This window comes from Nostoc sp. (assembly GCF_036916985.1).
In the GTDB taxonomy this organism is placed as follows: domain Bacteria; phylum Cyanobacteriota; class Cyanobacteriia; order Cyanobacteriales; family Nostocaceae; genus Nostoc.
The window spans coordinates 53,033-66,997 of the sequence record NZ_JBALFD010000076.1; the positions used below are offsets into that span (position 1 = coordinate 53,033).

Annotated in this window: 10 protein-coding genes; 5 read left to right on the top strand and 5 right to left on the bottom strand. The window is 42.5% G+C overall.

Annotated elements, in window-relative coordinates; all coding sequences use genetic code 11:
• Nucleotides 1-44: 44 nt before the first annotated feature.
• Both V7L07_RS24740 and V7L07_RS24745 read left to right on the top strand, forming a co-directional pair.
• Complete coding sequence (locus tag V7L07_RS24740) at nucleotides 45-1,145, top strand: aliphatic sulfonate ABC transporter substrate-binding protein (RefSeq protein WP_335061468.1); 1,101 nt, start codon at nucleotides 45-47, stop codon at nucleotides 1,143-1,145.
• Nucleotides 1,146-1,245: 100 nt separating this feature from the next.
• Nucleotides 1,246-3,093 carry an ABC transporter ATP-binding protein gene (locus tag V7L07_RS24745; RefSeq protein ID WP_335061469.1) on the top strand — a complete coding sequence of 616 codons (1,848 nt, stop codon included), beginning with the start codon at nucleotides 1,246-1,248 and terminating at the stop codon, nucleotides 3,091-3,093.
• 247 nt (nucleotides 3,094-3,340) lie between these two features.
• Here the strand turns inward: V7L07_RS24745 and rpiA are convergent, their stop codons facing one another.
• The gene (rpiA, locus tag V7L07_RS24750) at nucleotides 3,341-4,048 is read right to left on the bottom strand and encodes a ribose-5-phosphate isomerase RpiA (RefSeq protein WP_334775381.1); all 708 of its coding nucleotides are present in this window, start codon (nucleotides 4,046-4,048) and stop codon (nucleotides 3,341-3,343) included.
• 242 nt (nucleotides 4,049-4,290) lie between these two features.
• On the opposite strand from rpiA, the gene V7L07_RS24755 reads away from it, so the two are divergent.
• Nucleotides 4,291-4,965, top strand: a complete 675-nt coding sequence (locus V7L07_RS24755; protein ID WP_335061470.1) for an S-layer homology domain-containing protein — start codon at nucleotides 4,291-4,293, stop codon at nucleotides 4,963-4,965.
• A 276-nt stretch (nucleotides 4,966-5,241) separates the two neighbouring features.
• Here the strand turns inward: V7L07_RS24755 and V7L07_RS24760 are convergent, their stop codons facing one another.
• Together V7L07_RS24760 and V7L07_RS24765 are read right to left on the bottom strand one after the other, a co-directional pair.
• On the bottom strand, nucleotides 5,242-6,438 hold the full coding sequence (locus V7L07_RS24760; RefSeq protein WP_335061471.1) for a hypothetical protein: 1,197 nt from the start codon (nucleotides 6,436-6,438) through the stop codon (nucleotides 5,242-5,244).
• A 324-nt stretch (nucleotides 6,439-6,762) separates the two neighbouring features.
• The gene (locus tag V7L07_RS24765; protein ID WP_335061472.1) at nucleotides 6,763-8,553 is read right to left on the bottom strand and encodes a hypothetical protein; all 1,791 of its coding nucleotides are present in this window, start codon (nucleotides 8,551-8,553) and stop codon (nucleotides 6,763-6,765) included.
• 1,484 nt (nucleotides 8,554-10,037) lie between these two features.
• On the opposite strand from V7L07_RS24765, the gene ftsH4 reads away from it, so the two are divergent.
• A complete protein-coding gene (gene ftsH4 / locus V7L07_RS24770; RefSeq protein ID WP_335061473.1) occupies nucleotides 10,038-11,903 on the top strand; it encodes an ATP-dependent zinc metalloprotease FtsH4 in 1,866 nt (621 codons plus the stop codon).
• An 85-nt stretch (nucleotides 11,904-11,988) separates the two neighbouring features.
• Here ftsH4 and moeB read toward each other — a convergent pair whose 3' ends face one another.
• Nucleotides 11,989-13,161: a molybdopterin-synthase adenylyltransferase MoeB gene (gene moeB / locus V7L07_RS24775; protein ID WP_335061474.1), complete on the bottom strand. Its 1,173-nt coding sequence runs from the start codon at nucleotides 13,159-13,161 to the stop codon at nucleotides 11,989-11,991.
• A 140-nt stretch (nucleotides 13,162-13,301) separates the two neighbouring features.
• Nucleotides 13,302-13,760 (bottom strand): M67 family metallopeptidase, encoded by a 459-nt coding sequence (locus tag V7L07_RS24780; RefSeq protein WP_335061475.1) that lies wholly within the window; start codon nucleotides 13,758-13,760, stop codon nucleotides 13,302-13,304.
• A 24-nt stretch (nucleotides 13,761-13,784) separates the two neighbouring features.
• Here V7L07_RS24780 and V7L07_RS24785 point away from each other — a divergent pair, with 24 nt between their 5' ends.
• Nucleotides 13,785-13,928 carry a hypothetical protein gene (locus V7L07_RS24785; protein WP_335061476.1) on the top strand — a complete coding sequence of 48 codons (144 nt, stop codon included), beginning with the start codon at nucleotides 13,785-13,787 and terminating at the stop codon, nucleotides 13,926-13,928.
• Nucleotides 13,929-13,965: the final 37 nt, after the last annotated feature.

The window sequence follows — 13,965 nt, forward strand, 5'->3', positions numbered from 1 at the left end:
TATTTTTTGGAGTTCCCTAACAAATGACTAATGACCAATGACAAATGACAAATGACTTAAATCAGAAATATCTTATGGATAAAATAGCTAGGATTAAACGCCGTCGTTTTCTCCATGTTGCTACTTCCGGACTATGTGGCTTTTCTATGGCATATCTGTTAGGAAGTTGTAGCGAACAAAGCCAAAAATCTTCTTTGATAAACAGTACTAATCCGAATGAAGGTTCCCTTGGGATAAAAACTAAAGTTCTACGCATGGGATATCAAAGTGCGGGGGATCTTTTCAGAAATCGAAAAGTTTTAGAGAAACGTTTGGAGCCGTTGGGGATTAAGGTAGAATGGGCGCAATTTGTCCAAGGGCCCCAACTAATGGAGGGGATGGCTGCGGGAAAAGTTGATGTGGGATCAGTGGGAGAAACACCACCAATTTTTGCACAAGTGGCTGGATCACAACTTGTTTATGTAGTCGGTACACAAAGGAACCAAAGAACAGGAACAAGTAGTGTTATTGCCGTTCCGCCGGAGTCTAAACTTCAGAAGTTTGAGGATATCAAGGGTCAAGAAGTTTACTTTCAAAAAGGCTCGGCATCGCACTACTTTATTATCAGAGCGTTGCAGTCTATCGGCTTGACCCTCAAAGATATTAAAATCAGAAGTCTGCCGACTATCGAGGCGCGGGCTGCTTTTCTTGAAGGTAAAATTCCCGTTTGGATGACAGGAGATCCCCACTATGCGATCGCTCAAAAGATGAATCGAATTCGAGTCCTCAAAGATTCTGTTGGGCTAGATTCTCCTGGTGGCTATTATATTGCTGACAGAAAATTTGCCCAAGAGAATCTTGGCTTACTAAAAATTATCATTGAGGAGCTTAATAAACTTGACAAGTGGGCAGAGGCGAATCGAGGTGAAGTTGCCAAATTGATGATCACTGAACAAAAGCTCGACGCGGATGTGGTAGAAAAGGTAATGTCTCGCCGCACTTTTGTAGGACGCAGAGGCCTAAGCCCTGCATTAATTCAAGAACAACAGCGTGTAGCAGATTTGTTCTTTGAAGAGGGTGTAATACCAAAGAAAATCAACATTCAGGAAGCCTTACTACCGCCTGATGTTTACGCTGCAATTACACCATCAGAAATTATGGTCTAGTGGAGTACTTCTAAAAGTCTCTAATGCCATCGGACGGCTCATCCAGTCGTCCATTTTTATCTTGTAGAAAAGCTAAAATGATGCTAAGAGATCGACTTTCATGACGAAAAACGCTAGACAATCCAAATCCTTTCAACGCGCTCCTGATGCACCAGATTTGCCATCAACTCCATTCAGGTTCATTTGCTATTTTGTGAACCAGTTTCGCTGGTGGTATGTGTTAATGGTGATCCTGGAGATTATACACGCAACCTGTGGCATTATGCTGCCTTATGCTATTGGCCAGATCATCCGGGGCGTAACGGGATCGGCGGGACACAGCCAGCCCATTTTTGATGCCATGAAGCAACCCCTGATGCTGTTCATCGGCTTGAGTGTGGGTGAAGTGATATTCGGGCGCTCGGCTGGACTCTTGCAAACAGTCCTGCATCCAATCCATCGACAGCATATTGTGCGATCACTATATGCCTACTTGCAACACCATTCGCATCGCTACTTAAGCAGTAGTTTTTCTGGAGCATTGGCACATCGGATTAGTGAAACTTCTCTGGGTGTTACCCAGACGATGCAAATGATGATTACTGAATTTATGCCAGTAATCGTTGTGTATAGCGTCGCCACGTCGATACTGTATCACGCCTACCCTCCCCTGGCTGCACTCGTGGGAATCTGGGCAGTTCTCTTCATCAGTATTTCGTTCTGGCTGGCAACTCGCTGCCGATTTTACTCCCGGAAAGCCGCAGCCGCCAGAAGTGAGACAACTGGCATGATCGTAGATGCAGTCACAAATCTCACTAGTAGCCGACTATTTGCTCGCTTTGGTTTTGAACGACGCTATTTGAATGACCAATTAAAGCGCGAAATCAAACACGTGAGAGAATCCAACTGGTACTCAGAGCGCATTCGCTGGTTTCAATTCATCTCAGCAGCCATTCTGAAAATTAGCACCCTGTATTACTCGCTCTCCCTCTGGAGTCAAGGAAAGATCGCTACTGCTGACTTTGTTGTAGCAACCAGCCTGTCGCTATTGATTATTAGTGAAGCGCGTAATTTGAGCCGCCGCTTTCTGGAATTTTTTGAACACGTTGGTAATGTCGCCAATGGTGTTTTCACTATTATTCAACCCCACGAGTTGGTCGATCGCGAGAAGGCGATCGCCCACTCAATTACCCAAGGTAAGATTGAGTTTCGGCGGGTGAATTTTAACTACACAGAAGAGAAGAAAGTTTTCAACAACCTTTCTGTCACTATCCAACCGGGAGAACGGATCGGACTGGTAGGCTTGTCCGGCTCTGGAAAATCCACTTTTGTCAATCTGATTCTGCGTTTATTCGACCCACAATCTGGACAAATTATTATTGATGGGGTCGATATTCGAGATATGACTCAGGATGCGCTACACGCTCAGATCAGCTTGATTCCCCAAGATCCATCTCTGTTCCATCGCACTTTGCTAGAAAATATTCGTTACGGACGCTTGGATGCAACCGATGAGGAAGTGATCGAGGCTTCGCGCAAGGCTCATGCTCACGATTTCATCGCTCAAAGTAAGGATGGTTACAATTCTCTGGTAGGCGAACGTGGTGTTAAGTTGTCTGGAGGACAGAGACAGCGGATTGTGATTGCGCGGGTAATTCTCAAAGATGCGCCGATCCTGATTTTAGATGAAGCCACCTCTAGCCTCGATTCAATCACCGAAAAAGCGATCCAAGATACCCTCGACTTAGCAATGAATGGGAAAACGGTCATTGTAGTGGCTCATCGGCTATCTACCATCGTCCATCTAGATCGGATTTTGGTGTTCGACAAAGGTCGAATTATCGAGGATGGTTCCCACGCCAAACTGCTGGCACTCGGCGGCGCTTACTACAGATTATGGAAAATGCAGGCAGGTGGATTTCTACCAGAAAATCTCGACGAAGAAAGCATACGTGTAGGTTCGCACTGACATATAGCGGTTCCCACCGAGATGCGGTATAAAATTATATCGTAAGGTGCAGGGGCAATTCATGAATTGCCCCTACGCATTGACTTCTGTGTACACCGTAGCCGATATATTTATTGGAGAGGGAAGCTAGATAATTCACAGAGCCAGTGATTTGATTGCTAGCTTTAATCTAAAATCTAAAATCCAAAATTGTTATAAATTTTGGATTTTAGAAGTATCTAAAATCCAAAATCCAAAATCCAAAATTCTACAGTTGCCGCACTAATGGCTGACCATCTTTGACTTCGCCAACTAAAACTAAATCGACACAGTTAACGAAGATACCATTTTCCAGAACGCCGGGAATGTTATTCAATGTCTTTTCTAGTCCGGCTGGATCTTCAATAGAGTCAAATTTGACATCTAAGACAAAGTTCCCTTGATCTGTAATCACTGGGCCAGCTTTTTTTACACCCATACGGAGTTCTGGTTTGCCACCGAGTTTTTTGATGGCGTTGGTGACAGGAGTAATTGCCATTGGAATCACTTCCACAGGCACAGCAAAACTAGAACCTAAGCGGTCTACTAACTTACCACTATCTACCACAACAATGAACTGTTCAGCTAGGTAGTCTACGACTTTTTCGCGGGTATGTGCTGCACCACCGCCTTTAATCAAATTCTTCTGCGGATCGACTTCATCTGCCCCATCAATGGCAATATCTATATGATCAACAGCATCTAAGGTGGCGAGAGGGATGCCGTACTGCTTTGCCAGCACTTCTGACTGAAACGAGGTAGGTATACCAATGATATCTTTGAGTTCACCAGACTTGAGGCGATCGCCCAAAAACTGAATCGTATATGCTGTAGTTGACCCCGTACCTAACCCCACAATGGAACCCGATTTTACCAGGGCGGCGGCGGCTTTGCCAACTTCTTGCTTCATCAACGTTACGGGATCTGTTGTTGTCATTCCCAAAATTCCTGAAAAACTGACTATAGTCCATAGTAGTGGGCCAATAACGCCAAAAGATGAAAGGTAAAAACAAGTTTTTGCTGATTTCTACTCTCTTGATTATGAAAATCAATTAACAGCCTACGTACCTACGCAACATTGCCCCGCCTAAATTCGTCATTCACTGAGACTAAATTTTGCGTTAACCTCAGTAACGTAGTTTTTGAAATTCACGTTAGCAGCTAAAAGTGGTTATCATAATGCGTCAGCTTTCAATTACTCTATCTTTATTAGCACTACTACAAAACTTGCCTGCAATTGCTCAAACACCAGAATCTAGTTCTGGAATCTCATTTGATTCTATTCAACAGGTAACTGCTGTCAAATGGATGACAAACTTTCCCGATGGCAAATTTTATCCAGAAAGGTTACTAAGTAGAGCAGAATTAGCCTCAATTATGGTGAAAGCGTTTCGGCTAGATAAAAGAGAAGTTGTTAACAAAGAAAATTTAGTGATTCCAGATGTTCCTCGTTCTTATTGGGCATTTAATGATATACAGACAGTCTTAAAAACTGACATCATGAAAGGCTATCGAGGCAATGAGTTCTTCCCTAACCAAAAGGTAACAAGGGCAGAAGCTCTGGCTATTTTCGCCCAGGCTTATGGTGTATTTCAGTTTCCCGACGAGGCTGTGAATGAAATTCTGGCTTCACATCCAGATGAAAAGTCTATCCCAGTTTGGGCTAGAAAAGCGATCGCTACTGTAGCGACTGAGGGATTTCTAAGCACAGATGCTCAAGGCAATATTTCCCCATTAAAACCTGTGACTCGTGGGGATATGGCTTATGTATTGAGTAAATATTTGCAACGACAACAGCGACAACCCGAAACACCAGAGGTTCCGGTGATTCCAAATAGCCCACAATCACCCTAGTACCGCAAGGCGGAATTCAAAATTCAAAATGACGCTCTCTACGAGACGCTACGCGTAGCTTGCTTCCCCGCAGGGGTACGCAGACTCGCTCTAAGCGTTCGCGCAGCGTCTCGTAGAGAAGCCATGCCGTTGGCAAAGCCTCTCGAAGAGAAGGCTTTACGCTGCGCTAACAAAATTCAAAATTCATACAGCGTAAGCGTTTCATTGATTTTAAATAGGTGGTTTATTTACGCGGTGTTGTACTAACTAGACTTTTTCTAGCCGACGTACTTAAAATCAGTTTTGACCAGGACTTCTATACTTGTCTCGCAGTTGGCGAAGATACAAGGAATTAGACTGTGTTGGTTGCTGTTGCACATAATTGCCGTAATTAGATTGTGGTGTTTGCATCGGTTGTTGCAATCCATTATTACCGTATCCTAAAGGGTTTGTGGGTGTGACAACACTTTGACTCGGACTCTGGCTAGAGTAAGGTGCAATATAACTTGGTGCGATCGAGGTGACTGGAGGTGTAACTGGTGCTAGATTAGGCACTACTTGAGCGTTATTTAAATTACTGTAGGGATTTTGCGGTAAGTTCGTACCCGTAGTTAACCCATTATTAGGCACTACTTGAGCGTTATTTAAATTATTGTAGGGACTTTGCGGTAAGTTTGTACCGGTTGACGTGTAGTTTGTCCCAGGGCTTAAGCCAGTACTTGGTAGAGAATTCTGATTCGGTAAGCTGTTGATGGGTGGCATTAGCGTTGTTGCTGGGTCAGAGACTCCGTTCAAGGCATTTGTCTGAGTTGGAGTAGTACCATTGAAACTAGACAATTTCTGGTTTGTCGATTGGTTGAGTGCTGCTTGCAGAGGATTGATTGAGAGAGAATTTTGATTCTTGTTAGTTTGATTAGTCAATCCAACATCCAGGCTAGAGGATGTTTGTTCTCCCTCTGTTGGTTCAGACGCGCCATTTAAGGTTTTAATACCGAGAAACTGATTACCACTATCAGCCGTCCCAGTACGTAATAAATTTTCTGTTTGTACAACAAAGGGATTTTTCACAGCTGGGGAGGTATCGCCATTAACGCCTAAAGCAGGATTTACTTTGGTATCACCAGGAGAATTTTGTTTTTTAATTACATCCTCTAAGAAGCCTTTGCTGTTTTTGTCTTTAGCCTTTTCTTTAGGCGTATTTGCCGTTAATGAGAGAGCTGCTTCTTCAAAATCGTTAAACAAAACTGGTAGGTTATCAATATCTGCTGCGATCGCTTTATTTTCCTCTGACAGGGAGGAATCAACAGGTGCTTGGGAAGTGACTTCGTTTTTTTGCTTATAAACGAAAATATCTGGATTTGACAAGTATTCCCAGGTTACTAGCCCAACTACAGATAAAACAATTGCAGTTACCCAAAAACCAGGTCGCCCTAGATTCCATAACCTGGCTCTGAGATAGCGTAAGTAGGCGGGAGGATAACGACGATTTGACATGGGATTGGTAATTGAAATTTACTATAAATTGGTAAATTTGACGGAAGAAGTTTTGCTGTTTGATTTTTTATACTTATCTCATCAGGAAATATCTCAAATGAAGTTCGATTGTAATTTCATGCTAACTTCTCAAGAAATTATTAGTCATTAGCAAGTCAAAAATTTATTATTTACTTTTATGAACTAAACCGTTTAGTTCATAATTTATGATAGCTCCACAAATTATCCGCCTATTAAAATACATTCCCAGTCTTAAGACTGGGAATGAGACTAAACAAACCTTTGGGTCTAAATACTTAAAAAAACTGTAAATTTACAACGTTATTATACAACGCTGACCCCTAGTGTATAAGCAAAATCATTATTCAAGGTGTTACCAGAGAAAGTTCCGCCATCTTGAGGGAAGAAGGCATATTTACTGACTGAAATGGAGTATGTACCTGCACCTAATGAAGCGGTGATTAATGACGAATTGCCACCGCCACTATCGTCGTCAGATCGCAGTAAAGTCCCGAAATCGTCAAAAAGTCCGAGAACTGTATCTCCCGATGTCACTGTCCTGATAGTGACAGTTCCGGCATTTGCTAAAGAAAATGTAAAAAAGTCGAAATCGGAATTTCCGCTTGGTTGAACTGCTGCCAGTTGGGCTGAAAGATTTACGTTTGAGCCAGATGACAAAGAACCTAATCCTTCAGCAGTAGCCAGTGTATTGTTTGTACCTTCCCCAGGATTTTCTTGCTCATAGAAAAGGAAGTCATCACTATCAAGTCTGAGATTGTTTCTTCCCTGCAAAATACCTATGAGCTCATCTGGTTCTAATCCCGGTTTATCTACGAATATTCGTGTATTGCTGCCAACAACTTGCAGGCGGTAGTCTAGTGGAGCTCCTTTGAGTTCAATTCGATCTTGGCTAGAGTCGAAATCAGTAATAGTAGCAAAGTCTGCAAAACCAGAATTCGCACTGTTGTTATCGTCGTAGAAAATATTTATAGCGTCCCCCAGGATAAATCTATCTATCCCAGCCCCGCCAGTTAAGGTATCAGTTTCCCCTAATCCAGGTGGAAGCAGACTACCGGGAAAAGTACCGATGAGGATATCGTTTCCAGATCCACCATTGAGTACGTCATTGCCGGGCCCGCCTTGTAGGCTATCATTGCCGTCCTCACCATTGAGGATATCATTGCCCAAATTGCCATCTAGGGTGTCATCGCCTGCTCTTGCATTCAGAGTGTTGTTGAAACTATTACCGAAAAGGAAGTTATTAAGACTATTACCTGTTCCGATGATGTTACTATTTCCCGTCAACCTCAGGTTCTCTAGATTCGCGCCTAATGTGTAAGTGACAGAAGACCGGACGGTATCTGTACCTGAACTTGCAGCCTCTATAATAGTATCAAGAGTAGTGTCTACGATGTAAGTGTCGTCACCTGCTCCCCCATTTAAGCTGTCAATACCCGAACCCCCATCAATTGTGTCGTTGCCATTATTGCCGGATAATTTGTTGTTTTGGCTGTCGCCAATAATGCTATCATTCCCGTTTGTACCAATCACATTATCAAAGTTGACTACAGTAAATGGCAATGTTCCCAAACCAGGAACGTTATTGGCAGCTAAACTTTGAGTTTGCAGGTTAACGGTGATAAAGACCCCAGGCAAAGATTGTGATGCATCTATGGTGTTGTTGGCAACATTAGCATTAGCAATAATCTTTTCGACTTTAAAGAGTAGGTCTTGCCCCAATCCTCCGGCTTTTGTAATGGTTCCGACACCTGACAAGGTAATGCTTTGATTTAGTTGACTGTAGTCTGCGGTATCAACACCATCTCCACCATCAAGGCTGTCGTTACCCTGACTGCCTTTGAAGATATCATTGCCTGCACCACCTCTGAGTGTGTCGTTTTCTGTGCCACCATCAAGTGTGTCATTCCCATCTCCACCACTTAAACTGTCGTTCCCCGTCCCACCCAGAAGAGAATCGTTACCAGCTAAACCATTTAAGATATCGTTACCGGAGATGCTAGTAGCACTACCATTACTAGCCCAACCAACTATTGTGTCATTTCCCGAAGTCCCATTTTTCGTATCATTACCTGTGGTGCCGAAAGTAATTGCCATGTTATCTCTCCTGAATTTCTCACTAATAAGTAAGTTAAGCCTCAATCAAAGAACTATTCATCAGTTCAATGCAGATTACTTGCCATTTGCGTAATCTATATTTTGATTTTGCGAGTAATATCATGTCCATCCGATCGCTTACAATATGTCATTGCAAGTCGAAAGTTCGCAGAGTGTCTCTACGAGAGGCTGCGCCAATGGGTTCTCTAAAAGAGTACGCAATGACAACTAATCAGCCGGGCATGATATAATTTCTAAACAAAAAATATCCAACTACTGATTGTATGTAGGCTGACCGAAAAGCCAGCTTTCGGTTGTGGACGAGCAAGATGCCTACTCTCCAAAATTAGATAATCTATTGTTTGAAAATCATTGAAATGATTACGCAAATGACCAATTAATCTAAGTAATTAGGTCAAATTTTCTGGTTTTTTATTCCAAATCTTTTGAACCAATCTGTCTGTAACTATTTAATTACCATGAAGTACAAGGTTACACAAACTCATTTACCAAATCTTCAAAATTTTAAGAAATACGATTCATAATACATTGATATACAGGTGTAACATTTAATTAGATATATTTTTTAAATTTATTGATTTTTTGGGTTAACGCTGCCAGTTTTTTATCTTAACGGGATATTGTCATTCAATTAGGTTTCAAGAAAAAGATTTTTTTGTTAAAAATGATTATTTTTAATTAAAAAAAATACTTTTATATTAAAGAAATCAATTTCAATCTATATAAAATAAACTTATATATTATTCAGAAATCTTTTGCGCTCAATAACAAGCAAGCTTTACATAAAATTTATATACTTAAGTAAGTTGGCACAATAAAACCAAACTGTGTTGAGAAAAGTAAACAAGCCTCAAACCCTTTTTTTCCTACTCCCTGCCTGATGCCAACAATAATTCTTAGTTATTTGCGATCGCTTCTGAACATACCTGAGCATCAATCCAGGTTAGATTGATCGCAGGTAACAGTTTTGTATATGGCAAAAATACGGTGATTCATCTTTGCGTCTCCTAATCTCTGTATCTTCTGTCACAGCCTTCTCCTCACTAATTCGAGTGGTGTTAACTCTTTAAGTACGGTAAACCGTATTTACTCATTAGTTCCCAAAGATTAATTTAATTGTTAAGTTTAGTTACATAAATAAATAAATGCTGCAAACGTTGCTGAACAGGAGAAATTATGAGAAGCGGTAGTATTTTTGACAATCAAGGCAAAATGAACAACTTTGCGTCATTAATAGCGCACCCTTTCGGGGAAGTAAGCTACACACAGCCTCACAGTCCATTGTAGAGTTATAGAAATTGCTTAGATTGGGCAAATATAGCAGCATTTTTGACCAGTCTTTAATTAATTTTCTCAAAGCGTTAAAGAAGATGAGTAAGTAGAGGGAGAATAACCAACGTCTATTCTCTATTTCTCATTTCTCATTCTCCATTTAGTTTTCATTTTAAGGATTGGTAACATCTATGGGAATTAAAGAACAACCTAAGTCACCTCGGTTTCGGCTCATTGCGAATATATTACTAGGAATATCAGGGCTATTTCTGCTCTTAAATTTATTTTTGCCTGGTTTATTTACTTCTGGCCCTACTGGTGTTCCCTATAGCCTATTTATTCATCAAGTACAGGAAGGGGAAGTCAGCCGCGTTTCCGTTGGTCAAAACGAGATTATTTACCAACTAAAAACAGAAAATGCCGAGCCTGCTCAGGTGTTTGCCACTACACCAATCTTTGATTTAGAGTTACCCAAACTGCTAGAACAAAAGGGAGTTGAGTTCGCTGCTACACCTCCACCGAAAAATACCTGGTTTACAACCCTCTTGAGTTGGGTGATTCCACCACTGATTTTTATTGGCATTTGGCAGTTCTTTCTCGCCCGTAGTGGTGGCGGTGGTCCCCAAGGCGCTCTTTCTATTGGTAAGAGCAAAGCTAAGGTTTACGTTGAAGGCGAATCCGCGAAAATCACCTTTGCAGATGTGGCTGGGGTCGAAGAAGCGAAAACTGAGTTAGTAGAAATTGTAGATTTCCTCAAGACTCCAGGGCGCTTTACGCAAATTGGCGCTAGAATTCCCAAGGGTGTGCTGTTGGTTGGTCCTCCTGGTACTGGTAAGACACTTTTAGCAAAAGCTGTAGCAGGAGAAGCAGGAGTTCCATTTTTCAGCATTTCTGGTTCCGAGTTTGTGGAACTGTTTGTTGGTGTGGGTTCTTCCAGAGTCCGGGATTTGTTTGAGCAGGCTAAGAAACAGGCTCCCTGTATTATATTCATTGATGAGTTGGATGCGATCGGTAAGTCTCGTAGTAGTAATGGCTTTTACGGTGGTAACGATGAGCGAGAACAAACCCTCAACCAATTACTAACTGAGATGGACGGGTTTGCAGCTGGCGATGCAACAGTAATCGTCCTAGCAGCGACCAACCGTCCCGAAATACTAGACCCAGCATTGCTGCGTCCAGGCCGCTTTGACCGCCAAGTGTTGGTAGACCGTCCTGATTTATCAGATCGAGAAGCAATTCTCAAGATTCACGCTCAAAAGGTAAAATTAGGAGATGATGTCAATTTAAAAGCGATCGCTACTCGTACCCCTGGTTTTGCTGGCGCAGATTTGGCAAATTTGGTGAACGAAGCCGCATTATTGGCAGCGCGCAATCTGCGTGAAAGGGTTGCTCAAGAAGACTTTGCCGAAGCAATTGAGCGGGTAGTCGCTGGTTTAGAGAAGAAGAGTCGGGTAATGAACGAGACTGAGAAAAAGATTGTTGCATACCATGAAGTTGGTCATGCAATGGTTGGGGCACTCACAACTGGAAACGGTCGGGTAGAAAAGATTTCGATTATTCCCCGTGGGATGGCAGCTTTGGGCTACACTCTACAATTACCAACTGAAGACCGCTTTTTGATGAATGAAACAGAATTGCGGGGTCAGATTGCAACTCTGTTAGGTGGACGTTCCGCTGAAGAGATTGTGTTTAACAGTATTACCACAGGTGCTTCCAACGATTTGCAACGAGCAACTGATTTGGCAGAACGGATGGTAACAGCTTATGGTATGAGTAAAGTTTTAGGGCCATTAGCTTATCAACAAGGACAACAAGCAGCATTCCTGGGTAATGGTGGTGCTAATCCCCGACGGGCAGTAAGTGAAGAAACGTCGAAAGCCATCGATAGCGAAGTCAAGGAAATTGTAGAAACAGCCCACCAGCAAGCCCTAGAGATTCTCAGACAGAATCGAGACTTGCTAGAAGCGATCGCTACTCAACTCTTAGAAACAGAGGTCATTGAAGGCGAAAAACTGCACAGTTTGTTGAGTCAAGTGAAACCTGTAACTCATTTGTAATTAAGAAAGTCAAGTTTTAAACGCAGAGGTACGCAGAGAAAAACTTTGCGTACCTCTGCGCTTTCCTCTGCGTTCCTTTGCGTTTTTAATACTCTGGAACAGAAGGATCGACTTCTCGACTCCAAGCGGTAATTCCGCCTTTGACATTCGTCCCAGCAATCCCAGCTTCCTTAAGTATTGCGAGGGCTTTTGCCGATCGCCCGCCCATCTTACAATGAGCAATTAAGCGATGACCATTCAATATTTCCTTCACTTTCGCAACGCCATTCCCATTTTCAATGTCTGGTAAAGGCACTAACACTGAACCCGGAATTTTGGCAATGTCGTACTCATTGGGGTTGCGGACATCCAGCAGTACAAAATCTTTCGCGCCGCTATCCAGCAATTCCTTCAAATCCTTGACGGTTATTTCTTGACTTTCCAACTGCTGTTTTGCCTCCTCTGCTTTAGCTTGTGGAATCCCGCAGAATTCTTCGTAGTCTATCAGCTTTTCAATCACTGGGCGAATCGGGTTAGGACGCAGTTTCAACTCCCGGAATTTCATATCTAAGGCGTTGTATAGCAGCAATCGTCCACTGAGAGTGTTACCTTGTGCCAGAATGATTTTAACAGTTTCCGTTGCCTGAATTAAACCAATAATTCCGGGCAAAATTCCCAATACGCCGCCTTCTGCACAAGAGGGAACCATTCCTGGTGGTGGTGGTTCTGGGAAAAGGTCGCGATAATTTGGCCCACCTTCGTAGTTAAATACAGTAGCTTGCCCTTCAAATCGTAAAATTGAACCATAGACGTTGGGCTTATTCAGCAATACGCAAGCGTCGTTAACTAGATATCTGGTGGGGAAGTTATCAGTACCATCCACTACGATATCGTAAGGTTGAATAAGCTCCAGGGCATTTTCGGAAGTCAGACGAGTCTCGTATAAATCAACTTGACAATAGGGGTTAATCTCGTGAATGCGGTTTTTTGCCGATTCAATCTTAGGTTTACCCACCCAGGATGTACCGTGAATTACTTGGCGTTGCAGATTAGAAGTATCGACAACATCAAAATCGACAATCCCGATGCGTCCAACACCCGCCGCCGCCAAATATAAAAGTAGTGGTGAACCGAGTCCACCTGTACCGATACACAGTACACTGGCAGCTTTTAGGCGTTTCTGTCCTTCTAGTCCTACTTCCGGTAAAATTATGTGGCGGGAGTAGCGTTCGTAATCGTCTTTGGTCAACTGGATTTCGTCCAGATTGGGATTTAGCATAGCAGTTATGATGTGGGAGAGCGGAATATTAATCCTATCGAAAAACTGTATCTTATATAGAGATAGGGAGTATGGAAGACGAATTTTTATCAATGGTAGCGGCGAAAACTGCTACAAGTGATTGTCTTTAAACTAAGCCGTTAAATTATATTTTTAATTTCCTCTGCTTGAAACTGATGATGATCGTCAAGGCTCCAGCTTTTAAGTTCTCCAGCTTGACCGTTTCGGACGGATACTATTATATACGAGTATCCCTGCCAAGCGTATAGGCGATCGCATTCTGAAGGGATAGCAGGATGATCTGGGTGAGAATGAAAAATGCCGATAATGTTCAGTGATCGATCGCGTGCTTGCTTTTGTGTTTTTAGCATAACTTCGGGTGCGATCGCATATTGCCGTCTTTTACTTTCTGTTGTCCGTTCCCCTGGAAACTCAGATGCCGCTTCTGTATTCCAAGCATTTTCTGTTGGTATGACTTCTACCACAGTTTTGCCCTCATTAGCCAGATAGCCTAAAATTATACCACAGCACTCATCTGGGTAAGTGCTGTCGGCATGGGTGCGGATGATTTGCAAGTGTTCTTGGCTTAGTCGGATCATGTCTGCATTGGTAACTTTGCAATCTTGAGCGATTCTTGCTCAGATCGAAGCATTGCGATCGCTCTTAATCATAGTTTAGATGTAACCCTACCCAGCGATCGCAGCCTTCAAAACTTCTCTAATAAATCGGGCATCTCATTGTTTACAAATGATTTAGGATTGCTATAGAAAAATATAAAGAATAGATAAAGCCTAGTATTTATGT